At 68.2% G+C, this 23,660-nt stretch carries 21 protein-coding genes; 5 read left to right on the top strand and 16 right to left on the bottom strand.

Going from position 1 to position 23,660, the window contains the following annotated elements; all coding sequences use genetic code 11:
* Positions 1-58 precede the first annotated feature (58 nt).
* Genes pyk through rpsP form a run of 4 tightly spaced genes read right to left on the bottom strand, consistent with a single transcriptional unit; the run spans position 59 to position 2,810 of the window.
* Positions 59-1,480: a pyruvate kinase gene (gene pyk / locus ACSF8R_RS11990; protein ID WP_434812110.1), complete on the bottom strand. Its 1,422-nt coding sequence runs from the start codon at positions 1,478-1,480 to the stop codon at positions 59-61.
* Positions 1,481-1,538: 58 nt separating this feature from the next.
* Positions 1,539-2,147, bottom strand: coding sequence for a ribosome maturation factor RimM (gene rimM, locus ACSF8R_RS11985; protein ID WP_434812108.1), 609 nt, complete (start codon positions 2,145-2,147; stop codon positions 1,539-1,541).
* Positions 2,147-2,377, bottom strand: a complete 231-nt coding sequence (locus tag ACSF8R_RS11980) for an RNA-binding protein (RefSeq protein WP_434812107.1) — start codon at positions 2,375-2,377, stop codon at positions 2,147-2,149. Before ACSF8R_RS11980 ends, rimM begins: the two co-directional genes overlap by 1 nt.
* Before the next feature lie 4 nt (positions 2,378-2,381).
* Positions 2,382-2,810 carry a 30S ribosomal protein S16 gene (rpsP, locus tag ACSF8R_RS11975; RefSeq protein ID WP_434812106.1) on the bottom strand — a complete coding sequence of 143 codons (429 nt, stop codon included), beginning with the start codon at positions 2,808-2,810 and terminating at the stop codon, positions 2,382-2,384.
* A 185-nt stretch (positions 2,811-2,995) separates the two neighbouring features.
* Between rpsP and ACSF8R_RS11970 the strand changes: the two genes are divergently transcribed.
* A complete protein-coding gene (locus ACSF8R_RS11970) occupies positions 2,996-4,159 on the top strand; it encodes a glutamate--cysteine ligase (protein WP_434812105.1) in 1,164 nt (387 codons plus the stop codon).
* Positions 4,160-4,163: 4 nt separating this feature from the next.
* Here the strand turns inward: ACSF8R_RS11970 and ffh are convergent, their stop codons facing one another.
* From ffh to ACSF8R_RS11955, 3 genes are all read right to left on the bottom strand, one after another.
* The gene (gene ffh / locus ACSF8R_RS11965; RefSeq protein ID WP_434812104.1) at positions 4,164-5,711 is read right to left on the bottom strand and encodes a signal recognition particle protein; all 1,548 of its coding nucleotides are present in this window, start codon (positions 5,709-5,711) and stop codon (positions 4,164-4,166) included.
* Between the two features lie 48 nt (positions 5,712-5,759).
* A complete protein-coding gene (locus tag ACSF8R_RS11960; RefSeq protein ID WP_434812103.1) occupies positions 5,760-8,333 on the bottom strand; it encodes a PKD domain-containing protein in 2,574 nt (857 codons plus the stop codon).
* A gap of 294 nt (positions 8,334-8,627) precedes the next feature.
* Positions 8,628-9,596 carry a TetR family transcriptional regulator gene (locus tag ACSF8R_RS11955; RefSeq protein ID WP_434812102.1) on the bottom strand — a complete coding sequence of 323 codons (969 nt, stop codon included), beginning with the start codon at positions 9,594-9,596 and terminating at the stop codon, positions 8,628-8,630.
* Here ACSF8R_RS11955 and lipB point away from each other — a divergent pair.
* The gene (gene lipB, locus ACSF8R_RS11950) at positions 9,566-10,324 is read left to right on the top strand and encodes a lipoyl(octanoyl) transferase LipB (RefSeq protein WP_434812101.1); all 759 of its coding nucleotides are present in this window, start codon (positions 9,566-9,568) and stop codon (positions 10,322-10,324) included. The genes ACSF8R_RS11955 and lipB overlap by 31 nt on opposite strands.
* Positions 10,321-11,334 carry a lipoyl synthase gene (gene lipA, locus ACSF8R_RS11945; RefSeq protein ID WP_434812100.1) on the top strand — a complete coding sequence of 338 codons (1,014 nt, stop codon included), beginning with the start codon at positions 10,321-10,323 and terminating at the stop codon, positions 11,332-11,334. Before lipB ends, lipA begins: the two co-directional genes overlap by 4 nt.
* A gap of 11 nt (positions 11,335-11,345) precedes the next feature.
* Here the strand turns inward: lipA and ACSF8R_RS11940 are convergent, their stop codons facing one another.
* Genes ACSF8R_RS11940 through smc form a run of 3 tightly spaced genes read right to left on the bottom strand, consistent with a single transcriptional unit; the run spans position 11,346 to position 16,310 of the window.
* Positions 11,346-11,846, bottom strand: a complete 501-nt coding sequence (locus tag ACSF8R_RS11940) for a DUF2004 domain-containing protein (RefSeq protein ID WP_434812099.1) — start codon at positions 11,844-11,846, stop codon at positions 11,346-11,348.
* Positions 11,847-11,901: 55 nt separating this feature from the next.
* Positions 11,902-12,774 (bottom strand): signal recognition particle-docking protein FtsY, encoded by an 873-nt coding sequence (ftsY, locus tag ACSF8R_RS11935; protein WP_434812098.1) that lies wholly within the window; start codon positions 12,772-12,774, stop codon positions 11,902-11,904.
* A gap of 23 nt (positions 12,775-12,797) precedes the next feature.
* The gene (gene smc, locus ACSF8R_RS11930; protein WP_434812097.1) at positions 12,798-16,310 is read right to left on the bottom strand and encodes a chromosome segregation protein SMC; all 3,513 of its coding nucleotides are present in this window, start codon (positions 16,308-16,310) and stop codon (positions 12,798-12,800) included.
* 428 nt (positions 16,311-16,738) lie between these two features.
* On the opposite strand from smc, the gene ACSF8R_RS11925 reads away from it, so the two are divergent.
* Both ACSF8R_RS11925 and ACSF8R_RS11920 read left to right on the top strand, forming a co-directional pair.
* Positions 16,739-16,987, top strand: a complete 249-nt coding sequence (locus ACSF8R_RS11925; RefSeq protein WP_434812095.1) for a hypothetical protein — start codon at positions 16,739-16,741, stop codon at positions 16,985-16,987.
* Positions 16,988-17,034: 47 nt separating this feature from the next.
* Positions 17,035-18,114 carry a GNAT family N-acetyltransferase gene (locus ACSF8R_RS11920; RefSeq protein WP_434812094.1) on the top strand — a complete coding sequence of 360 codons (1,080 nt, stop codon included), beginning with the start codon at positions 17,035-17,037 and terminating at the stop codon, positions 18,112-18,114.
* Between the two features lie 363 nt (positions 18,115-18,477).
* Here ACSF8R_RS11920 and mutM read toward each other — a convergent pair whose 3' ends face one another.
* The 6 genes from mutM to ACSF8R_RS11890 are packed head-to-tail and all read right to left on the bottom strand — an operon-like array spanning position 18,478 to position 23,611.
* Positions 18,478-19,380: a bifunctional DNA-formamidopyrimidine glycosylase/DNA-(apurinic or apyrimidinic site) lyase gene (mutM, locus tag ACSF8R_RS11915; RefSeq protein WP_434812093.1), complete on the bottom strand. Its 903-nt coding sequence runs from the start codon at positions 19,378-19,380 to the stop codon at positions 18,478-18,480.
* 4 nt (positions 19,381-19,384) lie between these two features.
* Entirely contained in the window at positions 19,385-20,074 is a 690-nt protein-coding gene (rnc, locus tag ACSF8R_RS11910; protein ID WP_434812092.1) for a ribonuclease III, read from the bottom strand.
* A 16-nt stretch (positions 20,075-20,090) separates the two neighbouring features.
* Positions 20,091-20,300 carry a 50S ribosomal protein L32 gene (gene rpmF / locus ACSF8R_RS11905; RefSeq protein WP_050721097.1) on the bottom strand — a complete coding sequence of 70 codons (210 nt, stop codon included), beginning with the start codon at positions 20,298-20,300 and terminating at the stop codon, positions 20,091-20,093.
* A gap of 2 nt (positions 20,301-20,302) precedes the next feature.
* Complete coding sequence (locus ACSF8R_RS11900; protein ID WP_434812131.1) at positions 20,303-20,851, bottom strand: YceD family protein; 549 nt, start codon at positions 20,849-20,851, stop codon at positions 20,303-20,305.
* A 55-nt stretch (positions 20,852-20,906) separates the two neighbouring features.
* Positions 20,907-21,404, bottom strand: coding sequence for a pantetheine-phosphate adenylyltransferase (coaD, locus tag ACSF8R_RS11895; RefSeq protein WP_434812091.1), 498 nt, complete (start codon positions 21,402-21,404; stop codon positions 20,907-20,909).
* A gap of 50 nt (positions 21,405-21,454) precedes the next feature.
* A complete protein-coding gene (locus tag ACSF8R_RS11890; RefSeq protein ID WP_434812090.1) occupies positions 21,455-23,611 on the bottom strand; it encodes an ATP-dependent DNA helicase RecG in 2,157 nt (718 codons plus the stop codon).
* Between the last annotated feature and the right edge of the window lie 49 nt (positions 23,612-23,660).

Here is a 23,660-nt window from a genome sequence, read left to right as displayed (position 1 = left end):
CCGTGTTACACGGGGATCACACCGTTCTCACCCGACCGAGCGTGCGCTGGTGAGTCCGCTACGAGCCGTCGTCGGCGCCGACCGTGTGCACCCGCACGTTGTTGGTCGACCCGGCGATCCCGGGAGGCGCTCCTGCCGTGACGACGACCTTGTCGCCCTTCGCAGCACGCCCGTCGGCCAGCAGCACGTCATCGATGATGCGCATGATCTCGTCGGTGTTGCGGGCCCTGGGCACGAGAAAGGTCTCGACCCCCCAGAACACGGCGGATCGTTGACGGGTGTCGGGCGAATCGGTGAACGCCAAAATCGGCAGCGGCAGTCGCAGCCGCGCCATACGCCGCGCAGAGTCGCCCGACTGGCTGAACACGCAGACGTACCGCGCCTGCACGAATTCGCCGATCGCGGCTGCGGCGAACGTGAGTGCCCCGGCCTGCGTGTGCGGCGTGGTGCCGAGCGGCGGGATCCGATCGATGCCGTGCTCCTCGGTGGATGCCACGATGCGGGCCATCGTCTCGACCGCGACGACCGGGTAGGCGCCGACGCTCGTCTCACCCGAGAGCATCACCGCGTCGGCGCCGTCGAGCACCGCATTGGCGACATCGCTCGTCTCGGCGCGGGTCGGCACCGGATTGACCGTCATCGACTCGAGCATCTGCGTCGCCACGATGACCGGCTTCGCCCACCGTCGCGCGGCATCGATCGCCTGCTTCTGGACAAGCGGAATGTCTTCGAGCGGCAACTCGACACCGAGATCCCCGCGCGCGACCATCACCCCGTCGAAGGCATCGATGATCTCCTGCAGGTGCGCGACCGCTTCGGGCTTCTCGATCTTCGCGATCAGCGGCACCCTGCGGTCCTCCTCCGCCATGATCACGCGCGCCCGATGGGCATCGGCGGGCGAGCGGACGAACGAGAGGGCGACGAGGTCGACGCCGAGCCGCAGTGCCCAGCGCAGGTCGGCCTCGTCCTTGTCGGTGAGCGCGGGCGCACTGACAGCCACACCGGGCAGGTTGATGCCCTTGTTGTCCGAGACCGTCCCGCCCACCTCGACCTCGCACGCGACGCGTACCCCGTCGCTCGAAAGCACCCGCAACCGCACCTTGCCGTCGTCGATCAGCAGCGGGTCGCCGACCTGGACGTCGCGAGCGAGCGCTGCGTACGTCGTCGACACGGTGTCGGCCGTGCCGGCCACGGCCTCGGTCGTGATCGTGACACGGTCGCCGACCGACCACACATGTGGACCATCGGTGAATCTGCCGAGTCTGATCTTCGGGCCCTGGAGGTCTGCGAGGACGCCGACGGCACGCCCCGACTGCGCTGCCGCGCGTCGGACGTTCGCGTAGGCCCGTTCGTGGTCGGCATGGTCGCCGTGGCTGCAGTTGAGCCTCGCGACATCGACGCCCGCGGTCACAAGCTGCTCGATGACCTTGTACGACACGGTCGCCGGGCCGAGGGTCGCGACGATCTTCGCTCTGCGCACGCGGGACTCCTTCTCCGTCGACGCAAGTATGCCGTGTGGATCCGCGGAGGTGAAGGTGTCAGTCGGCGGCGGGTGCCTCGTCGACCGCGTCGGCGGCCGTGACTGGTTCGTCGACCGGCAGGTCTTCGAACAGGCCGGCAGGCGGTGTCACGGTGATGCGCCCTGCTGCCATGTCGACGTCGGGGACGATGGCCTTGACGAACGGGACGAGCACCTCACGGTCCTCCCCGGTCGGCCGGACGATGAGCAGGTCCTGGGCCGGAAGGTGATCGACGCGCGCGACGGTGCCGACGACCGATCCGTCGCGGACGACGGACAGACCGACGAGCTGGTGGTCGTACCACGCATCCTCTTCGACGGGCGCCGAATCCGCGTCGTTGTCGATCCAGAGGATGGCGCGAACGATCGACTCGGCCGCGTCACGGTCCTCGATGTCGTCGAGGAAGACGACGGGGTGCGAGTTCATCCATCGGAACTCTCGCACGGTGACGGTCTTGCCGTGCCACGGCGAAGAGACCGGCACCTGCAGGGTGAAGACCGCACCGGGGGTGAATCGCCCGTCGGGGTCGTCGGTGTACAACTCGAGCTTGAGGGCGCCCTTGAGCCCGTGCGCCTTGACGAGGCGTCCGACACGCAGCTGCGTGCGGGCGGGTCCTTCCGAACCCATCAGTCGTCCGCGACGTCGACGCGGACCCGCGAACCGTCGGCAAGTGCGCCGATGACGGTGCGCAGGGCCTTGGCGGTGCGTCCGCCGCGCCCGATCACGCGTCCGCGGTCGTCGGGGTGCACACGCACCTCGAGCACCTCGCCGCGCGGCGACGAGGAAGAACGGACGGTGACGTCGTCCGGGTGATCGACGATCCCCTTCACGACATGTTCGAGCGCGGCGGCCAGCACCGGATTACTCTGCCGCGGTCTCGTCGGCCGCGTCGGCCTCGGCGGCGGGAGCCTCGTCGGCGACGGGCTCTTCGGCCTTCTTCTCGGCCTTGGGCTTGATGACCGACTTCTTGGCGGTGTCGGCCACGAACTCGCCCTTGCTTTCGGCCGTCTTCACGGTCGAGACGGCGTTCTTGTCGCCCTTGAACTTGCCCCAGTCGCCGGTGAGCTTGAGGATGGCGGCAACCTGCTCGGTGGGCTGCGCGCCGACCGACAGCCAGTACTGCGCGCGCTCCGAGTCGACCTCGATGAACGAGGGCTCCTCAGTCGGGTGGTACTTGCCGATCTCCTCGATGACGCGGCCGTCGCGCTTGGTGCGCGAGTCGGCGACGACGATGCGGTAGTACGGCGCGCGGATTTTTCCGAGGCGCTTGAGACGAATCTTGACAGCCACAATTCTCCTGAATGGTGTGATGTGAGGTTTGAACGTCGCCAAGAGCGTGGGGTGCACACCCGGCGGAAGCTCTGCGGGTGGGCCGGCCGCTGGATAGAGGGTCGAGCGGGCGGTCCAACCGTCTATTCTGCCAGATCGTGACGTCGCCTGCGAACCGGCGGGCGGCCGCGTGTCAGACTGTGCGCATGACGGTCACGTTCGCACCTTCGGCCCGCTCATCGGTGGGCCTGGAATGGGAGCTGATGCTCGCCGACGGCACGACCGGCGACCTCGTCCCCCGCGCACCCGAAGTGCTCGAACTCGTCGAGGATGCCACGGCCCTCGAACGCTACACGGTGACCGGCGAGCTGCTCACGAACACGATCGAGGTCACCAGCGGCGTGGGTGACACGGTCGCCGCCGCCGTCGACGACATCGCCGACGCGATCGGCAAGGTGCGAGAAGTCACCAACCCCCGGGAGATCGAGTTGCTGTGCGCCGGGAGCCATCCGTTCGCGCAGTGGTACAAGCAGTCCGTCACCGACAAGACGCGGTACAACAAGCTCATCGACCGCACCCAGTGGTGGGGGCGCAACATGATGATCTGGGGCATCCACGTCCACGTCGGCGTCGAGGACGTCGCAAAGGTCCTTCCGATCGTCAATGCGCTCAGCGTGTACCTGCCCCACTTGCAGGCACTGTCTGCGTCGAGCCCCTTCTGGGCCGGGGAACGCACCGGCTACGCGTCGAACCGGGCGCTCGTCTTCCAGCAGCTGCCGACGGCGGGACTCCCCTGGCCGCTCGAGACCTGGCCGCAGTTCGAGTCGTACCTCGAAGACATGGTCCGCACCGGCGTCATGGAAGACGTCTCCGAAGTGCGATGGGACATCCGCCCCGCCCCGCGCTGGGGAACGATCGAAGTACGCGCCTGCGACGGGATGTCCACCCTTCCCGAGCTCGCCGCGGTGGCCTCGCTCTTGCAGGTGCTCGTCGAGCACTTCTCGCGCGAGCTCGACGAGGGAAGGACGCTGCCGACGATCCAGCCGTGGTTCGTGCGCGAGAACAAGTGGCGCGCGGCACGGTACGGGCTCGACGCGCGAGTCATCGTCGACCGCGACGGCACACAACGGCCGGTCGCCGAGCATCTGCGCGAAACCATCGAGCTGCTGCGTCCGATCGCGGTCGAGCTGCACTGCGAACGCGAGTTCGGCGGCCTCGAGCGCATCCTCTCGCAGGGCGCCAGCTACGCGCGCCAACTGCTCGTCGCCGACGCTGCCAGCGGCGACCTCTCAGAGGTCGTGCGCCACCTCATCCGCGAGTTCCGCGCCGGCCCCACGCTACGCGATCATCTCGCCGCGCTCACGAGGTGACTGCTCAGCCCTTGCCGAAGAGCTTCTGGATCTCGGCGAGGTCTTCGGCTGTCGGCTGCTGCTGACCTCCGAGCCCGAATCCCGACCCGGTGGCGGGTCCCTGCGACGCGATCCCGGCGTTCTCGGCGGCCCGCTTGGCGGGGTTGCCCGAACGTGAACCACCCGACTTCTTCTGCTTGTTGCCGCGTTTGGCCGACGCTCCGGGTTTACCGCCCATCGGCCCCATGCCGGGCATCGACGGGACGCCGCCGCGGGCCACGGTCTTCATCATCTTCGCGGCCTGCTCGAAGCGCTGCACGAGCTGGTTCACATCGGTGACCGTCATGCCGGAGCCGCGCGCGATACGCAGGCGCCGCGAACCGTTGAGCAGCTTGGTGTTCGTGCGCTCGGCCGGTGTCATCGAGCGGATGATGGCTTCGGTGCGGTCGATCTCGCGCTCGTCGAAGTTGTCGAGTTGCTGCTTCATCTGACCCATGCCCGGCAGCATGCCGAGCATCTTCTTCATCGAGCCCATCTTGCGCATCTGCTGCAGCTGTTCGAGGAAGTCCTCGAGCGTGAACTGCTCCTTGGCGAGCTTTTCGGCGACCTTCATCGCCTCTTCCTCGTCGAAGGCCTGCTGGGCCTGTTCGATGAGGGTGAGGATGTCGCCGAGGTCGAGGATGCGGCTCGCCATGCGGTCGGGGTGGAACGCCTCGAGGTCGTCGAGCCCCTCGCCCGTGGAGGCGTAGATGATCGGGCGGCCCGTGACGGAGGCGACCGACAGTGCGGCGCCACCTCGGGCGTCGCCGTCGAGCTTGGACAGGACGACGCCGGTGAAGTCGACTCCGTCCTGGAAGGCCTTCGCCGTGTTGACGGCGTCCTGACCGATCATCGAGTCGATGACGAACAGCACCTCATCGGGGTCTGTGGCCTTGCGGATGTCGGCGGCCTGCTTCATGAGTTCGGCATCCACACCGAGACGCCCCGCGGTGTCGATGATGACGACGTCGTGCTGCTGGCGGCGGGCGACTTCGACGCCCTCGCGTGCGACCTGCACCGGGTTGCCGACCCCGTTGCCCGGCTGCGGTGCATAGATCGCAGCACCGGCTTGCTGCGCGACGACCTGCAGCTGGTTCACGGCGTTGGGGCGCTGGAGGTCACAGGCGACGAGGAGCGGCGTGTGGCCGTCCTTCTCGAGCTGCTTGGCGAGCTTGCCGGCGAAGGTCGTCTTGCCCGATCCCTGGAGCCCCGCGAGCATGATGACGGTCGGCGGATTCTTCGCGAACTGCAGCCGGCGCTGCTGCCCGCCGAGGATCGCGACGAGCTCTTCATTGACGATCTGCACGACCTGCTGCGCCGGGTTCAGCGCGCGGTTGACCTCGTCGCCGAGGGCGCGCTCGCGCACCTTCGAGGTGAACTCCTTGACCACGACCAGTGCGACGTCTGCGTCGAGGAGGGCGCGACGGATCTCGCGCACCGTCCCGTCGACGTCGGCAGGCGTGAGCTTGCCCTTGGTGCGGAGGTTGCGGAAGGTCTCGGTGAGCCGGTCGGAGAGAGTGCCGAATGTCGCCATGATCCCCCGATTCTATCCGTCTGCGCGGGAGCGGCTCGGTCGATGGAATCAGGGCGGGGGTGCCAGGATGATCGTCCAGGTGACGCCATACGAACTCGCCGCATCTGCTGTTGCCGCGAGGCCCCCGTACGAGCCCGGTGGCACCGAGGCAGCACTGTCGGCGACGAGAATGGTCACGCGGCCTCCCCCGGATTGCGTCCCCGTTGCGCGGGAGGCGACCGTAGGCGGCGGATCGAGGGCGGCTGAGGCGCTGTCGCGATGCGCCCAGTACGACACACCCCAGGTGTTCGTGGCCGACACCGCAACCGATGGCGTCGCTCGCTGGGCGCTGTCACCATCGGCCGCGGCAGACGCGAGCGCGGCGACCTCCCCTGCACCGCGGTAGACGACAAGGGAGAGATTCCCCTTCGCGGAAGCTCCGAGCGCAACCGCCACCGTCGACCCGGCATCATCTGGTCCGGCGGTCCGTCGCCATACGGACGTGCGCAGGTTTCCGTCATCGCGCATACCCAGGACTTCCCACGTGCCGCCGCCGCTCACGGCACCCACAGTCGGCGTTCCGCTGACAGCGAGGAACAGCAGAAGGGTGTCGCCCGCCGCCACCGCAGCCGGCACCGTGAGCGAGTGTGTCGCCGACGTGCGGTCGCTCGATGCTGCGGCGACGTACTCGATCGACTCGTCCTGCGGCGTGGAAGCATTCGCGGTCCGCGTCGTTGTGGCCGTCGCCCCGTCCTCGTCCGTGACGGTCAGTCTCACTGTGTACGTCCCTGCAGTGTTGTAGGTGTGGGCCATCTGCGGAGGCGCTCCCGCACCCGATTGCGACCCATCGCCCCAGTCCCAACTGAAGTCGAGACCTCCCTCGGCATCCGACGAATCACGTCCGTCGACGGCGCAGCTGAGGCCGGAGCAATCCACGACAAAGGCCGATACAGGCTGCTGATTGGCGGGCGGCGATCCGTCCTGAGGTGCGAGAACGACCGTCCACGATGTCGTGGTCGTGCTCGCCGCCGTCGCGGTTGCGACGAGCCCACCGTACTGACCTCTCGGGACTGACATCGCGGAGTCTGCGAGGAGTCCTGTCACGCGGCCGCCTCCGGTCTGCGAGCCGTTACTGCGCACCGCCACGCCGCCGGGGGCGACCAGCGAGGAGCTGGCCGCGTCGCCGTGCATCCAGTACGAAACGGCCCAGCTGGCGTTGCCCTCGATATTGACGGTCGGGGTGAGGCGTGAGTTCGTACTTGCCGATTCGGTCCTCGCGGCGTAGCCCGCGATCGGGTCGCTAGCGGACACTCCTCGATAGGCGGCGAGCACCATATTGACCTTGGATGCCGAAGAGAGGGTCACACTCACCGTGGACCCGGCATCGGTTGCGCTCGCCACGCGCCGCCACACTGTCGTGCGGGCATACCCGCCGGCGATCGAGTCGATCTGGGTCCATCCTGCGGGCGTCGAGCGCGAGGCCGACGTGTTCTGGCTGAGGAACAGCAGCATCGTGTCCCCCGTTCGCACATTCGTCGGGATGGTGAGCGCGTGGCTACTCGCATTCGCATTCCTCGTCGCCTGGCCCACGTACGAGATCGTCTCGGCCGCGGGTGTGACAGTCACGGCCATCGCGTGCTGGTCAGTGGCACCCCTGTCGTCGGTGACCGTCAACCGAATCGTGTACGTCCCTGCATGCATGTACAGGTGATTCGTGGACGGGATCGCTGCTCCATCGTGCGTGGTGCCGTCCCCGAAGTCCCACTGGTAGCGCTGTATCGCGCCGTCAGGGTCACTCGACGCCGCACCCGACAAGGCGCACATCAGACCCGCGCAATCGACGTCGACATCCGCCGATGGAGTCTGGTTCGGTGAGGTGGACGCCCCTTTCTCGATGCGGAGATAGTCGATGTCACCGACGAAGTAGTCGCAGGTCGTACTGGTTCCGTTGCAGGAACTCTTGCCGCCGATCGACATGAGCGCGGTGTTGGAGATCGAGCCTGTCGAACCGGTCAGTCGGCTCTGACGAACGCCGTCGATGTACATCTCGACGTAGGCCGACGTGCGGACGCAGCGCAGAACATGCCACTGGCCGTCGTCGACTTCGACTTGGGAGTATCCCGTGCGAGATGCGCCATTGCCTCCCCGAAACAGGCAGCGGGGTTTGCCCGCCGGATTCTCGACCTTCCAGTACCCGCCCTGTTGCGTCCCCTGGCCCTTCTGCGCGATGTTCCCGAACGGATAGTCCGTGCGAAACCGGAGCGTGATCGAGAAGTCGCCCGCATCCGGGTTCAGGGAGCTGTGATGCGGAACGCGGTTCACATGGCCCGGGCGATACGCCATCTCCCCCGGCAGGACAGTGGCGAAACGGTGCATGCTCGCCCCTTGAAAGGCCTGACCGGTCGTGACGTCGGAGCCGATCGTTCCGTCGCGGCCATTGCCACTGGAGTCCACCAAGGTCGTCGCCCCGGCCGGCTCATCCATGCTGTAGAACGCCACGGTGTTCGTGGCGACCGCGCTCGCAGGGGCCGCTCCCACCGTGAGCCCTGCAGCGATCAGCGACAGTGCGCTCAACACCGTGATCGCGATACGAGTCGATGTGTTCGAGCGCCACGGCCGCGCCCGAGGTGCGGTGCGCCCCACGGCACAACCCTCCCCACGTCACCACCCCATCGGTGACAGTGTCAGGCATACGCCTCTTCCGGCGCCATCGCAAGAGCCCCTTCGGATCGACCCGAGGGGCAGCGTCGCCGAGTCGGGGTGCGCGACGGATCTTGTCACTCAGTTCGTCACACCGAGACGCCCTCCTTCGTCGAAACTTCGCCTCACCCTCTCCCTGTCGGGCACCTCGAGATTCGTCCGCAGTGACTCGCGAAACTCCACGAATGTCACGACATCGCGCGAGATTCGTGACATTCGTGAAGTCTCGCGCACGTGTCAGGCGTCGCCGAGTTCCTGGAAGAGGGTCACCTGCAGGGATGCCGGGGCGCGCAGGCGCGCGTTGCTCGAGCGCCACGGCGTGACGCGGGGCGTCGCCTGCAGCTCGGCACCGGCCTCGGTGAGCGTCGCGGTCATGGCGGCGGTGTCATCGACCTCGAACGCGAGACGGATGTCGTCACTCGGCGCGTCGCCGTCGGTTTCGACGCGGTCGATCAGGTCGATCTGTGCGGCGTTGGACAGCTCCAGCGTGGCGCGCCCCGCGCCGAGGATCGCGACGCGGGCGCCGCCGTCGCCTTCGTAGGACTCCTGCTCCGGCATCCCGACGACATCGCGATAGAAGTGCAGCGCGTGTTCGAACGCATCCGCTCTCGCGACGACGCGCAGCTGGCGGACCGGGCCGGGCATCGTCGACAGTGCAGCGTCGAGCGCCTCGCGGTACAGCGCGCGCAACGACGACGAGCCTGCGCCGGCGTGCGCCCACGCCTCGATCGCGGCGAGCACGGCACCGGCATGGGCGGCTCCGGCGACATCGGCTTGCAGGGCGCTGCACCCACCGGCTCGGAGTCGTTCGCTGATGGCGGTTGCGATCCGCGCTCGACGCAGTGCGGCATCCCGCACCAGTTCGTCGCCGATCGCCATCTGCTCTGCGTTCGCGATCGCCAGTGCGAGTGCGTCGGGTTCGAGCCCCTCGCCGAGTTCGTCGAGCGCGGAGCGCAGGGCGGCAGCGGTCGGCGGCCCCGCCGCGACGGCGCGTTCGAACGTGTCGATGCGGTCGTCGAGTGCATCCCACAGGACGTCGGCTTTCGCGGCGAAGTAGTTGAAGAAGCTCGACCGACTCACGCCGGCGCGCGAGGCGATGTCGGTGATCGACGTCGCAGCGAAACCGCGTTCGAGGAACAGCTCGCACGCGGCTTCGGCGAGGGTCTCGCGCGACGATGCGCGGGGTCTGCCGATTCCAGAGGACATGTCGACAGCCTATGGCGCGCCGTGACGGTTCCGACGGGCGTATTGTTGGACGCAATCCACAAACTCGCCACAAGCGAAGGAGCGCGATGCTCGACATCCAGACGGTGGGCCTTGCCCCCGCGTTCGTCCCCTACCAGGAGGGCTGGGCGCTGCAGCGCAGCATCCACGCCGAGGTGGTCGCGGGAGATCGCCGCGACACGCTGCTGCTCGTCGAGCACGAGCCGGTCTTCACGGCCGGGGCGCGCACGGCTCGGCACGAACGTCCGACCGATGGAACGCCAGTGGTCGATGTCGACCGCGGCGGCAAGATCACGTGGCACGGCCCCGGTCAGCTCGTGGGCTATCCGATCGTGCGGCTTCCCGAGCCGGTCGACGTCGTCGCGCACGTGCGGCGACTCGAGCAGATTCTCATCGACGTGCTGGCGACCTACGACATCGACGGCTACCGCGTCGACGGACGCAGCGGCGTGTGGGTGCGCCGCCCGCTGTCGGAGGACAAGATCGCCGCGATCGGCGTCCGTGTGCAGCGCGGCGTCACGATGCACGGGTTCGCGCTGAACTGCGACAACTCGCTCGCCCCGTTCTCACAGATCGTGCCCTGCGGCATCTCGGATGCCGGTGTCACAACGCTGAGCGAGGTGCTGGGCCGCGACGTCTCACCGGCCGATGTCGTCCAGCGAGTGGCATCGGCCTTCCAGACCGCGTATCCCGAGGAGGTCGCCGCGTGAGCGCCTGCGGAACCGGACCCGCGTCCGGCACGACGACCGCGCCCGCTGGCCGGAAGCTGCTGCGCCTGGAGGTGCGCAACGCCGAGACGCCCATCGAGCGCAAGCCCGAGTGGATCAAGACCCGCGCGAAGATGGGGCCCGAGTACCAGTCACTGCAGAAGCTCGTGAAGAGCGAGGACCTGCACACGGTGTGCCAGGAGGCCGGCTGCCCCAACATCTACGAATGCTGGGAGGACCGTGAAGCCACGTTCCTCATCGGCGGTTCGCAGTGCACGCGGCGGTGCGACTTCTGTCAGATCGACACCGGCAAGCCCGCGGACTACGACACCGACGAGCCCCGCCGTGTCGCGGAGAGCGTGCAACGCATGCAGCTGCGCTACGCGACCGTCACCGGCGTCGCCCGCGACGATCTGCCCGACGGGGGCGCGTGGCTGCACGCGGAGACGGTGCGCCGCATCCACGCCGACAATCCGGGGACCGGCGTCGAAATCTTGGCCACCGACTTCAACGGCGACCCGAAGCTGCTCGGCGAGGTCTTCGACAGCCGCCCCGAGGTCTTCGCGCACAATGTCGAGACCGTGCCGCGCATCTTCAAGCGCATCCGCCCTGCATTCCGCTACGAGCGCTCACTCGACGTGCTGACACAGGCGCGCGACGCAGGGCTCATCACGAAGTCGAACCTGATCCTCGGTATGGGCGAGACACCCGAAGAAGTCGTGCAGGCGCTCCAGGATCTGCACGATGCCGGGACCGACATCATCACGATCACGCAGTACCTCCGGCCGTCGCCGCGGCATCTGCCCGTGGATCGCTGGGTGAAGCCCGACGAGTTCGTGGGGTTCAAGGAGGAAGCCGAGCGGATCGGGTTCCTCGGTGTTCTCGCCGGCCCGCTCGTGCGCTCGTCGTATCGCGCGGGGCGCCTCTGGGCACAGTCGATGGTCTCGAAGGGCCGCGAGATCCCGACGCACCTGTCGCACCTCACCGACGGGGCGTTCGCACAGGCGGTCTGAGCAGGCCGGTGCTACTCGGCGCTGGTGACCGACTGGACGCTTCCGTCTGAGGTCAGGTTCACCAGCAGCACCTCTTCGGTCGCGTCGGGGTCGAGGGCGTACTCGAGCACCGCGAACGGGTCGCCGCCGCCGTGCTCGTCGGCGAGGATCGTCATGCTGACCAGCTGCAGCGAGCGGATGACGTCGACGTGGACATCTCCCGAGATGTCCACGAGCAGGGTCTCCAGCTCTTCACCGAGTTCTTCCTGCTGCTGCAGGATGTACTCGGTCACCTCGCTGGTGCGGTCGTCGAGTTCGGAGATCATCGCGTTCCGTGCGCTCAGGTCGATCGCCTCGAGCGACGAGATCATGCCGGCTGCCACGTCGAGCGCGTCGGCTGAGACGTCGTCTTGATCGGGCGCGGTGAGATCGACGGTGACCCTCTGGTCGCCGAAGTCGACCACCTCGGACCAGAAGATCGAGCCGTCCGGGCCGGACTCCAGCAAGCCGAAGTAGTCGTGCTCGATCGCCATACGCCCATGAAACCGCAACCGCGGGCCGCGCGCGACCCTGGATGGGCGTGTCGGGTCAGTCGACGAGTTGCGACGCGAAGACGTGCGGTGTGAAGCCGGTCAGATCGCCGATCCCCTCGCCTTGCCCCAAGAGCTTGACCGGGATACCGGTGCGCTCTTGCACCGCCAGCACAAAGCCGCCCTTGGCGGAGCCGTCGAGCTTGGTGATGACCAGTCCGGTCACACCGGCGTGCTCGAGGAACGCCTGCGCCTGCATGACCCCGTTCTGGCCGGTTGTGGCGTCGAGGACGAGGAGTACCTCACTGATGGGCGCCTGCTTCTCGATGACGCGTCGGATCTTGGTGAGCTCGTCCATGAGCCCACCCTTGGTGTGCAGTCGTCCGGCTGTGTCGACGAGGACGATCTCGGTGCCGGTGCGCTTGGCGTGGTCGATCGTCTGGAAGGCGACGGATGCCGGATCCTGGCCTTCTTGCTGTGGCCGGACGATCGTTGCTCCCCCACGCTCTGCCCACGTGGCGAGCTGGTCGACGGCGGCGGCGCGGAACGTGTCGGCTGCCCCGACGACGACAGACCGACCGAACCGCTTGAGATAGTTCGCGAACTTGCCGATCGTCGTGGTCTTGCCCACACCGTTGACACCGACCACCAGCACGACAGCCGGGCGTTCGGTGAGTTTGAGTGTCGTGTCGAAGCGCGCGAAGTGCTCTTCGAGCGACTCCTTCAGCATCCGCTGCAGGTCGCGCGGATCGGTTGTCCGGTATCGATCGACCTTCTCCCGCAGCTCGTCGACGAGCCGTTCGGTGATGTCGGGGCCGAAATCAGCGGTCAGCAGCGCGGTCTCAAGGTCGTCCCACGTGTTCTCGTCGATCGCGGGCGCCGTGAACATGCCGCGCAGGGCGCGCCCGAGCGACCATCGATTCTCAGCCATGTGTACAGCCTAGGCGCCCCGCCTCAGGCAGTCGCCTTCTCGCGGACACGCTGGCCCACAACTGCGGAGACGCCGTCCTGGCGCATCGACACACCGTAGAGCGCGTCGGCGATCTCCATCGTGCGCTTCTGGTGGGTGATGACGATGAGCTGGCTCGACTCCCGGAGCTGTTCGAACACGCCGAGCAGCCGGCCGAGGTTCGCATCGTCCAGCGCCGCTTCCACCTCGTCGAGGATGTAGAACGGGCTCGGGCGTGCCTTGAAAATGGCCGTCAGCAACGCCACCGCAGCGAGGGAACGCTCGCCACCCGAAAGCAGTGAGAGGCGCTCGATCTTCTTCCCGACGGGGCGCACCATGACCTCGATACCGGTCGTGAGCGGACTGTCGGGGTCGGTGAGCGCGATCGAACCGGTGCCGCCTGGAAAGAGGACCGGGAACACCTCTCCGAAGGCCACCTTCGTGTCTTCGAATGCGGCCAGGAAGATCGTCTGCATGCGCTCATCGAGCTCCTCGATGATCGTGAGCAGGTCGCTGCGGGTCTGCTGCAGATCGCTGAGCTGCTCGGTCAGGAATGTGTGGCGCTGCTCGAGCGCGGCGAACTCCTCGAGCGCGAGCGGATTGACGCGGCCGAGTTGCGCGAGCTTGCGCTCGGCATCCTGCAGGCGTCGCTTCTGCGTCGCCCGGTCGAACGCCGTCGACTCTCCGCCTTCTTCCGTGGATGGAATCTCCTGATCCGGGCCATATTCCCGAATCAGAATGTCTTCGCTGAGGCTCAACTCGGATCCGACCCGCTCGAGCAGGCTCGTCACGTGCAGACGCTGCTCGTGCATCTGCAGCTCGATGCCGTGAACACTCTCGGTCAAGCGTGCGAGACGCTCACGGACACCGGCATCCTGCGTGCGCAGCTGCGACAGCTCCTCCGTCAAGGCCGTTCGCTCCTGCTCGGCAGCGGCCAGCTCGACGCGGGCCTGGCTGACCGAACGGTCGACCGAATCCAGCAGCGGCGGCAACTGTCCGTGCACCTCGGCTGCGAGCTCGCGCTGCTGCCGACGGATGACGGCACGGCGGGCGGCCTCTTCGGCAGCGGCCCGCTCTCGCTCGCGCTGACGTTCCAGCTGAGCGACGCGAGCCTCACCCGCCCGCACCCGTTCTCGAAGCGTCTCGACATCCAACCGCGAACGCATTTCGCCTTCGCGCGCCGCTTCGAGCGCGTCCAGCAGCCCGTCGCGAGCCGAGGCGTCCAGGATCGGGCGCGGAGCCTCCTGAGCAGCGGCGAGGGCATCGTTCGCCGTCCGGGCGCCGGATTCGGCGTCGGCGACGGCAGCGGATGCCTGTCGGACACCGGCTTCGAGCCGCTCGCACTCGGCGGATGCCGCCTCGTGCCGGACGGTCGCGCGGTTGACCTGTTCGGTGTGGGCGGCCAGCGCGGCATCGTGCTCGCGCAGGGTCTGGAGCGTTTCCCTCGTGCGACGACGCGCGTGGTCCCACGCTTGTTGCGCGTCCGCGAGCGCCTCCCGCAGCGAGTCGGCCACGATGGTGATCTCACCGAGGCGGTCGGCCGCGGCGTCGCGTTCGGCACTCAGTTCGAGCCTCGATCGCCCCACGCCTGAGCCGGCGCGCACCGTGTACTCGGTGACGATCTCTCCGGTGCGGGTCACGATCGTGACCGGCCCGCCGACCTCCCGCGCGGCAAGCGCGGCACCGACGGTGTGCGCAGCCTTGAGGTCGTCGACGACAGCGACGAACGACAGCACCCCGAGCACACCTTCGGGCCCCGTGACCACGTCACGTGCGGCGACGACACCGTCGATTCCGCCGAGCGGTGGGGTCATGGCACCGGCGCCCGCGATCGCGATGTCGACCGTGCCGAGATCTTCGTCGCGTACCGTGTCGACCAGTCGCAGCGCGGCATCCACGTCGTCGACGAGCACACCCTCCGCGAGTGATCCGAGCGCAGCCGCGATCGCCGCCTCATACCCGGGCTTGACCTTGATCGCATCGCCGACAAGGCCGCGGACGCCGGGGCCGCCTCGCTGCACGAGCGCAGCCGCGGCATTGCGCACATCCAGGGCTCGCGAGAGCGCGGCAGTCTGCGCGGTGAGCGATTCCACTTCGCGCTCGGTCGCATGGAGCCGTTCGCGCAGCTCGCCGACCTTCGCCTCCGCGTCGGCGGCGTCGCGCTGGGCGCGCTCGTAGGCCGACGAATGCTCGGCTGCGGACTGCTCAGGGACGAGGTCGGGATCGATGCCGGCGAGCACCTCCTCGGCCTCCGCGCGGCGCTGCTGGGCCGCGTCGAGCGCGCGCTGCTGCCGCTCGACGGCCGCGCGAACCGCGTCGAGCTTTGAAGCGGCCGCCTCGGCCCGGCCCCGCAACGACGCGAGTCGCATGTCGTGCTCGGAGACGAGCGCGCTCTGGGCGGCGATGTCGACATCGAGCGCATCGAGTTCGGCGCGCGCACGGATGACGTCGCGCGCCGCTGAGGCCGCGGCATCCTGCGCATCGCCGAGGCCGCTCGAGATCTCGTCGATCTCGTTGCGTGCCTCGTCGATCGACGCCTGGCTGACTGTCGCGACTTCGATCGCGAGCTGGCCGTCGTCCTCGAGCAGTGCGAGTCGCTGCCCGGCGAGCGAATACAGTCCGCGAAGCCGCTCCTGCACCTGTTCGAGCGAGAATGCGACCGCTCTGGCGCGATCGACCGCTTCGGAACGCTGCGAGTTCTCGAGCTCGTCGATTCGGGTCTTCAGCTGGTCGGCCTGGTCCTGCAGCACGAGGCGTTCGGTGTGGCGTTCCTGCTCGTTGCGCGCGTGGTCGGCGAGTTGCGTGCGCAACGAGACCAGCTCAGCCGCGTACAGGCGCGCTTTCGCGTCACGGACCACCGCTGCGATCGTCGCCGCCTCGCGCGCGATCTCGGCCTGCTTGCCGAGCGGTTTGAGTTGGCGCCGGAGCTCGCCGGCGAGGTCGCTCAACCGGGTGAGGTTCGCTTCCATCGCCTCGAGCTTGCGGAGGGTCTTCTCCTTGCGACGGCGATGCTTGAGGATGCCGGCCGCCTCCTCGATGAACCCGCGCCGGTCCTCCGGGCTCGCCTGCAGCACGCCGTCGAGGCGGCCCTGCCCCACGATCACATGCATCTCGCGCCCGAGCCCCGAGTCGCTCAGGAGTTCTTGCACGTCGAGCAGACGGCATCCCTCGCCGTTGATCGCGTACTCGCTGGCGCCGTTGCGGAACAGCGTGCGACTGATCGTCACCTCGCTGTACTCGATCGGCAGCGCCCCATCGCTGTTGTCGATCGTGAGCTGCACCTCAGCGCGCCCGAGCGGGCCGCGCGTCGACGTGCCGGCGAAGATGACGTCTTCCATCTTGCCGCCGCGAAGCGTCTTGGCCCCCTGCTCACCCATGACCCACGCAAGCGCATCGACGACATTCGACTTGCCGGATCCGTTGGGTCCGACGATGCAGGTGACGCCCGGTTCGAGCTGGAACGTCGTCGGCTGCGCGAACGACTTGAAGCCCTTGAGCGTGACGCTCTTCAAGTGCATTCGGGGTGCCTCCGGCTCGGTGTCGTGTACACGCTATCGGACGGTGTCTTGACGGGACGCCTCGACGCGCGCTAGTGTCACTGCTCGCATCAGAAGTCGAGAAAGGAGGTCCCGAGATGATTTCAATGCACGCCACCCGCCTGACCGCAACCGGCACAGGCAACGCGTTCCGCACGTCCGGGACCGTCTCCTTCGGCGCCGCGCTTCGCGCATACCCCTCGGCCTGCTGACAGACTCCGCAGCACCGAGCCGCCGTCCCGCCGGTTCTCACGGGTACGACTGCGTCCATCTGGCGCGTCGGCCCATCTGTCCCGCCGCATCGCCCGGTATCACCTCGATACCCGCCGATCCCGTGCTGCCGCACGACCCCGCCGTCAGGAGCCTGCTCCCGCGGCACATCTGCACTTCCTCTCGAGAAGAGGACCATCGTGAACACCGTGTCCACGTCGCAGCACCGGCTCGACCACACGCTGCGACATCCCATCGTGCTCGAGCGCCCCGCGCGCACGAGCCTGCCCGACCGCATCGCGATGCGCATCGCGCTCGCGCTCGTGCTGTGGAGCACACGCCCACAGCCCGACCACACCACCGTCGCGCGGCGACGCGCTGCGGTGGTCGCCCAGTCGACGCGCGAGCACGCCTGGCTGCGCGATCACCGCACCCTTCCCCTCCTCTGACCGGGTGGGGTCCCTCGACGGGGCCCCACCAAACGAACGGAACACACATGAACGCTTCACCCGAGGTCGAGTTCCGACCTCTCACCGTGCCGGCATCCATCGATGCCGCCGACGCCGCCGACTTCATCGAGATGGTGGCCGTCCGCAACACCGTCTACCGCGAGATCAGCGGCAGCGACGACGAGGCGATGAGCCCCGAAGAACTGCTGCCGTACTTCGCGCCCGACCCCGATGAGACGCGCCGCATGTGGGTCGTCGTCGAGGGCGGGCGAATCGTCGGCCGCGTCGGCGTCGACATCCCGCATGAGGCCGGCTCACGGGTCGCCTTCTGGTTGATCGAGCTGCTCGAATCCGCACAGGGGCGTGGCATCGGCACGCGCGCATACGAGCTCGTGGAGCAGACGGCCCGCGAGTTCGGCCGCACCGTGCTGCAGTCGTGGGCAGAACACCCCGACGCCCCGGGCGAGCGACTCGACTCCCCCACCGGGTTCGGGTCGATCCCGATCGATCGGCCGGCACGGTTCTATCGCCGGCTGGGTTACGTGCTGGAGCAGGTCGAGCGCAAGAGTCTCCTCGACCTCGCCGAGAGCCGCGCCGAGATCGATCGTCTGCTGGATGTCGCGCGCGCCGCATCCACGGGATATCGCGTCGTGCAGTGGACGGCCCCGACGCCGCCTGAGCACGTCGCCGGCTACGCCTGGGCGAAGTCGCGCATGTCGACCGACGCACCGTCGGCAGCCATGGAGTTCGATGAGGAGACGTGGGATGCCGAACGCATCGCGCGGCACGATGCCCGGTACCTGGAATCGGGGCGCACCGTCCTGGTGACGGCAGCTGTGCATGAGGCGTCGGGCGACGTCGTCGCGTTCAACGAACTCGTGATCGGCGAGGACCACGCCGCCGTGACGCACCAAGAGGACACCCTCGTCCTCAAGGAGCACCGCGGCCACAAGCTGGGCCTGCTCGTCAAGTGCGCCGGGCTCGTCGCATGGCGGGAGGTGGCGCCGGCGTCGCCGCGGGTGATCACCTGGAACGCCGAAGAGAACCGACCGATGCTCGACATCAACGAGGCGATCGGCTTCGCTCCGGCCGCCTACAACGGCGCCTGGAAGAAGGTGCTGGCGTGAGCGCGCCGCTCCCCCGTCAGGAAACGTGCTCGAGCAGCCGCGATCGTGACAGGCGAGCGTCCCACCGACTCACGCCACGCGCTCGCCTGTCACGAAAGGTGCCCGCGCAGCCACGATTGTGACAGGCGAGCCCTGGGGGCCAGCCGTCCTCGACCGCTGTCGACTTCGTCCAGTACTGGTTCGACACTCAGCCGAACCCGCGCGCGTCAGCAGTTTGGCGATGCGCGGCACGAGCGCCGCACGGTCGGCCTCGGAGAGATGCCGCAGCGCCTCCCTGAGTTCCTCTTGGGTGCCGTCCTTGCATCCGGTGGCGCCGGCGATAGCAGCCTCGAGTCGTTCGTAGGTTGCGTCCACGCCACGAGGCTACTCGGCGCGCCGACGTCGCTGGCACGACGCGCAGAAATGCGACGACCGGTTCGTGAAGGCCACCCGCACGATGGATCTCCCGCACCTCGGGCACGGGTCCCCCGTGCGGCCGTACGCGTTGAGAGAATGCGCGAAGTAGCCCGCCTGACCGTTCACGTTGACGTACTGCGCGTCGAAGCTCGTTCCGCCCTCTGCCAATGCTTTCTCGAGCACGGCACGCACCGCCGCCAACAGCGACCCCACCGCCCGCGAAGACAGCTCGCGCGCGGGCTGCTCGGGGTGGATGCGGGCAGCCCACAGCGCCTCGTCGGCGTAGATGTTGCCGATGCCGCTGATGACCGTCTGATCCAGCAGCACCCGCTTGATGCCGGAGGCCGATCGCGAGAACCGTGCGCGGACAGCCTTCTCGTCCAGCGCAGGGTCCAGGGCGTCGCGGGCGATGTGCGCCACCTGCGTCGGCACCGTCGCCGCGGCGTCACCGAACCCGCCGGGCGCGCCATCCGGTGTCGGCTGGAGCGCGTCGACGGCGAGGGAGCCGAATGTGCGTTGGTCCGCGAACGCGATCGCGAGATCGCCGTGCACGGGGTGGGCGACGTCGAGCCGCACACGTTCGTGACGTTCGGGCGGTGAGCCGGGCGCGCGAAGCAACAGCTGTCCACTCATCCCGAGATGACCCACGATGGCCTCGGCGCCGCCGTCCAGGGGCAGCCAGAGGAACTTGCCGCGTCTGGCCGCCGCGAGCACTGTCCGACCGGTGAGGGTGCGCTCGAAGTCATCGCCAGAACCCGTATGCCGAGTAAGCGCGCGTTCGTCGAACACACTCACCCCGGTGATCGTGGCCGTGGTGACCGCCGGCGCGAGGCCCGCGCGAACGACTTCGACCTCTGGAAGCTCGGGCACGGGGTCAGTCGCGGGCCGACAGGTCGCGCCACACCGCGAGGGCGCCTGCCATCTCGGCCTGCTTCTTGCTGGACCCCTGCCCCGTGCGGCTCACCTCGCCGACGGTCACCGTCGCGCTGAAGACGCGGTGGTGGTCAGGGCCGGTCGCTGAAACCGCATATGCGGGAGGGGTGAGCCCGAGACGGGCAGCGAGCTCTTGCAGACTGGTCTTGGGGTCCATCGCGGCGCCGTAGCGCTCGGGGTCGGCCATGAGCGGCTCGACCAGGCGCAGGACGAGCGCCGTCGCCGCATCGGCCCCGGCGGACAGGAACGCGGCACCGAGCACGGCTTCCATCGTGTCGGCGAGGATCGAATCCTTGTCGCGGCCGCCGGTCTGGTCCTCGCCGCGTCCGAGCAGGAGGTGCGAGCCGAGTCCGATGGCACGTGCCACCTCGGCCAGGGCGACGGTCGAGACGACCGACGCGCGCCGCTTGGCCAGCGCACCCTCGTCGAGATCGGGATGCCGGGTGAACAGATGCACCGTCACGGCCTGCCCGAGGATCGAGTCGCCGAGGAACTCGAGACGCTCGTTGTGCGCGATGCCGCCGTTCTCGTACGCGTACGAGCGATGTGTGAGGGCAAGCGACAGAAGCTCGGGGTCGATCTCGACCCCGAGCTTGTCGGTGAGCCCGTTCGGCTGAAACGCGTCATCCACGGCGAACGCCGTCGGATCAGACGTCAGCGACCTTGCGACCCTTGTACTCGAGGAACAGCTCGGTGCCCTGCGAGTCGGTGACGACCTTGGCCTGGTGCGGGCGGCTGTAGACGACCTTGCCGTTCTCGACGGTCTTGACCAGCGCGGGCGCCTCAGCCTTCCACTGCGCGCGGCGCGAGCGGGTGTTGGAGCGGGAGACCTTGCGCTTCGGGGGGTTACCTGCCATGGCTAGCTCTTCTCTGTGTTGTCGACGACGTGGCTCTGCGCCTCGTCATCGTGGTCTGTGGTGTAGGCCTGCAGCGCGGCCCAGCGCGGATCGATCGGGGTTTCCGGCTCGGCACCTGCGGTCAGCTTCTCGCCCGTCGTCGGGTCGAGCCCGGGGCAATCCGGCTGACACACCGGCTGGAACGGAAGCGAGAGGACGATCGAATCCCTGACCGGAGTTTCAAGATCCACGTGGTCGTCTTGAAGCTCGAAGTCGTTCGCTTCCTGCCCAGGATACCCGAAGAGCTCTTGAAACTCGACTTCGACAGGCGCGGCGATGTCGGTGAGGCATCGACCGCATACCCCGGCATACCGCGTCCGAATATCTGCGGTGACCAGGATTCCCTCGTGCACGGACTCCAGACGGACGTCGAGTTCGATCGGCTCGCCGGCCGCGACCGCCACGAGTCCTTCGCCCCATTTGGCCGGCGCGGGGACCGAGACCTCGAACTCCCGCATCTCGCCGGGGCGCCGCACGATGTCGTGCGCGGGGAACACGAACGGACCGCTCACATGCTTTCTGACCACTCCGACATGTTAGTCGCCGCGCACCGGGTGCGGGTCGCGATCAGATGTCGCGGGCGCCCGTGTCGAGGAAGCGCGCCACCGGTCCAGGCACGTACGGTGAGACGTCGCCGCCGAGCGCGGCGACCTGACGCACCAGTGAGCTCGACACCATCGCGTGCGACGGGTCGGGCAGCAGGAACACCGTCTCGATCTCGGCGAGATCGCGGTTGACGATCGCCATGGGCGTCTCGTAGGCGACGTCGACCTGGGAGCGGATCCCCTTCACGAGCACCCCGGCACCGACATCGCTCGCATAGTCTACGAGCAGCCCCATGCTCCACGATGCGACGACCACGTCGCCTGCGATCTGCTGCTCTTCGATCGACTGCTCGAGCAGCGTCAGGCGCTGCGCGATCGGCAGCATCGCCTCTTTGCCCGGGTTGTGGACGACGAGCACGTGCAGCTGGTCATACAGGCCTGCGGCGCGACGGATCACATCGAGATGGCCGAGGGTGGGCGGGTCGAACGAGCCGGGGACGACGGCGATCCGGTTGTTCATGGAACCCAGCTTAGGGGCGCGCACCAGACACGCGTGTCGCGGTGTGCCGCTCAGTTCTTCGCGAGTGCTGCGCGTTCCTCGAGCCCGACGCGCCGTTCGATGGCCGAGGCGAGACCGGGGTGCCGGTCCAGGTCGGGGTCGGCGTCGATGACCCGCTCTGCGGCGGCACGGGCTTCGGCGATCAAGTCGGCGTCGGCCACCACACGCAACAGTCGCAGCGATGAGCGGGCACCCGACTGCGCGTCGCCCAGCACGTCGCCTTCGCCGCGCAGTTCGAGGTCGACTTCGGCGAGGGCGAACCCATCGGTCGTCCCGGCGACCGCCTCGACGCGTGATCGTGCGGGCGACCCCGCAGGAGCCTCCGTCACGAGCAGGCACAGGCCTGGCAACTCACCTCGACCGACCCGACCGCGCAACTGGTGCAACTGCGACACGCCGAATCTGTCGGCCTCGAGGATGACCATCGTCGAGGCGTTCGCGACATCGACACCGACCTCGACGACCGTCGTCGCCACGAGCACGTCGACCTCCCCGCGGGCGAACGCCTGCATGACGGCATCCTTCTGCTCGGAGGGCATCTTGCCGTGCAAGATCTCCACGCGCACCGACGCGAACGACGGATGCCGTGCCAACAGCTCACCGACCTGCACGACGCCCCATCGGGTTCGCGGTTGCTCCCCCGGCATTTCGGGAGCCGCCGGCGCTTCGGACTGCTCCGCCGCTTCGGCATCGATCGCGGCGCACACGACGAACGCCTGATGCCCGGCCGCGACCTCTTCGGCGATCCGCTCCCACACGCGAGCGAACCACCCGGGCTTCTCCGCCAGTGGCGCCACGTGCGAGGTGATCCCTGCGCGCCCGACGGGCAACGTTCGGATCGTCGACACGTCGAGGTCGCCGAAGACGGTCATGGCCACCGTGCGCGGAATCGGTGTCGCCGTGAGCACGAGCACATGCGGCGCGGTGCCCTTCGCGCGCAGCGTCTCGCGTTGCTCGACGCCGAAACGGTGCTGCTCATCGACGACGACCAGTCCGAGGTCCGCGAACGTCGTCGACTCGCTCAGCAACGCGTGTGTGCCGACGACGATGCGCGCCTGCCCCGACGCCACCCGCAGGGCCGCCTTTCGACGTTCCGCCGCGGGCAGTTGCCCCGTCAGCAGCGTCGGCATCAGCTCGGGCGCGAGCTTCGGGCCCAGCATCCGGGCGATCGATCGCACGTGTTGGGCGGCGAGCACTTCGGTGGGTGCGATCAGCGCCGATTGCCCACCCGACTCGGCGACCTGCAGCATCGCCCGCAACGCCACGAGCGTCTTACCTGAGCCGACCTCGCCTTGCACGAGTCGGTTCATCGGCCAGTCGCCCTGCATGTCGTCTGCGATCTGGTCGCCGACGGCGATCTGATCCGGGGTGCGTTCGAACGGCAAGGTCGCATCGAAATCGCGCAGGAGTCCTCCCGGAGCGCGACGTACGGCCGACAGGGCCCGCACCCGCTGGCGCTGCTGCAGGAGGGCCGCCTGCAGCACGAACGCCTCGTGCATGCGGAGGGTATGCCGCGCGATCTCGATCTCGTCGAGCGAGGCCGGCGTGTGGATGCCGACGATCGCCGTGCGCGCGTCGACCAGGCCGTGCGCCGCGCGCAGGTCATCTGGGAGCGGGTCCGTCACCTCGCCGAGGGAGGCGAGGACGAGCGCAACGACCTTTTGGAACTGCCAGCTCGGCACCGTGGAGGTGGCCGGGTAGATGGGGATCGGCAGGTGCTGCTGTGCCTCGGCGCTCGCTCGCGCCTCGTCGACGTCGTCGAACATCTCGTAGGCCGGATGGGCGAACTGCTTCACGTGCTTGAACTCGCCGACCTTGCCCGAGAAGATGCCCTGCCGACCCACCTGCAATTCGTTCTGGCGCCAGGCCTGGTTGAAGAAGGTGAGGCTGACGGTGCCCTCACCGTCGCTGATCACCACCTCGAGGAGCGAGCCGCGCTTCTGACGCATCGGCCGCACCGACACGGAGCGCACCTCGGCGACGATCGTGACCTGCTCACCGACCGGGAGCGACGCGATCGGCGTCAGCTCTCCCCGACGCGCATACCGGCGCGGATAGTGAGCGAGCACATCGCCTACCGTCGACATGCCGAACGCGCGCGACAGCGCGGACGCGGTCTTGCCCCCGACGATCCCGTCGATGCGGGACTCGAGGCTCACCGTCGGCATGCAACGAGTCTAGGGTCGGCTGCGGACACGACGGTGGCCGGCATCCACA

It is taken from the genome of Microbacterium sp. bgisy189 (assembly GCF_965345345.1).
GTDB lineage: Bacteria > Actinomycetota > Actinomycetes > Actinomycetales > Microbacteriaceae > Microbacterium.
This window is presented reverse-complemented; position numbering and strand designations above follow the sequence as displayed.